The sequence below is a fragment of the Rhodovulum sp. 12E13 genome (genome assembly GCF_003340565.1).
In the GTDB taxonomy this organism is placed as follows: Bacteria; Pseudomonadota; Alphaproteobacteria; order Rhodobacterales; family Rhodobacteraceae; genus HLUCCA09.
In genome coordinates, this window is record NZ_QPLK01000110.1 from 1 (window position 1) to 1,020 (window position 1,020).

A 1,020-nucleotide genomic window follows, 5' to 3' on the forward strand; every position below is an offset into this window, starting at 1 on the left:
GAAGCTCGGCAGGTCCCAGGCGCCGGACTGGAACTCGTGGGTATAGGGGCCGGTGCCGCTGGTCGTCGGCGCGCCGAAGGCAGCCTTGAGCCAGTGGCCCCAGGCCTCCGCGTCGATCGGGACCACCACGTCGCCGTCGGCGGTGATCGCGTCCTTGACGGGCGCCAGCGGATCGCGGCCGTAGCCCAGCAGCTCGGAGTCGAGCAGCGGCTGTTCGGCGGCGACGGTCAGCCCCGGCGCGAACGGCATGCGGATGAAGCCGCTGGCGGGCGGCGTGCCGTAGGCGGTCTCGAAGCCGAGCGCCAGTCGCGCCCGCGCCCCAAGGGATCGTGCCATGATGCTCTCCTGTCGCAAAAAGAAGCGGCCCGCGGAGCGGGTCCGCGGGCCGGTGGGTCAGTGGTCGGGTGACGGAGGTCGTCTGCGCCGCGTTCAGATCAGCGGGTCGTCCGTCGTGTAGTGCAGCACCACCGCGATGGTGGCCGCCTTCAGGCCCGCCGCGCCCTCGACCGGCAGATCGACCGGGCGCGGCGCCTCCGCCTCGACCCAGTCGCACAGCCCGCCCAGCGTGCGGTCGTCGGCGAGCGCCGCGCCGATGCTCGCGCAGAGCGCATCGAAGGCATCGTCACGCTCGGCGCCCTGGGCAACAGCCTCGATCTCCGCGCGGTGCTGAAAGTGATAGCGCGGCGGCGATAGCGTCACCTCCGGCTCTCCCGGCTCTCCGTCGCGCAGGATCAGCAGGCCTTCGACCGGTACGCGCTCGGGCAGCACCTCGCCGCGCAGCGACGTAGCGGGCAGCGCCGAGAGCCGCGCGTGCAGCGCGGCGAGGATGGTTTCGCGGGGGGTGGGCATGGGTTCTTGCTATGTGCTAAGCGCGGAGAAAGTGCGGATCGAGCCCTAACAGGCCGCTGAAAAAGGCCGCCTCGACACGGGTTTGAGGACATGATTCACCCTTTCCGGGTCACGAGGGGGGCGGTCATGCGCGGGACAGACGAGGCGAGCGGGTCGCTGTTCAGCTATGTG

2 protein-coding genes are annotated in these 1,020 nt (G+C 71.1%); both read right to left on the reverse strand.

The window, feature by feature from the left end; genetic code table 11:
- Window positions 1–336, reverse strand: a 336-nt coding sequence (locus DLJ49_RS21305; protein ID WP_233489409.1) for a phage tail tube protein, incomplete at its 3' end; no start/stop codon positions are given.
- 93 nt (window positions 337–429) lie between these two features.
- Complete coding sequence (locus DLJ49_RS21310) at window positions 430–849, reverse strand: acyl-CoA transferase (protein ID WP_115395494.1); 420 nt, start codon at window positions 847–849, stop codon at window positions 430–432.
- Between the last annotated feature and the right edge of the window lie 171 nt (window positions 850–1,020).

Coding starts and splice junctions, on each gene's coding strand:
- DLJ49_RS21310 (WP_115395494.1), bottom strand. CDS start 849: ATGCCCACCCCCCGCGAAACCATCCTCGCCGCGCTGCACGCGCGGCTC.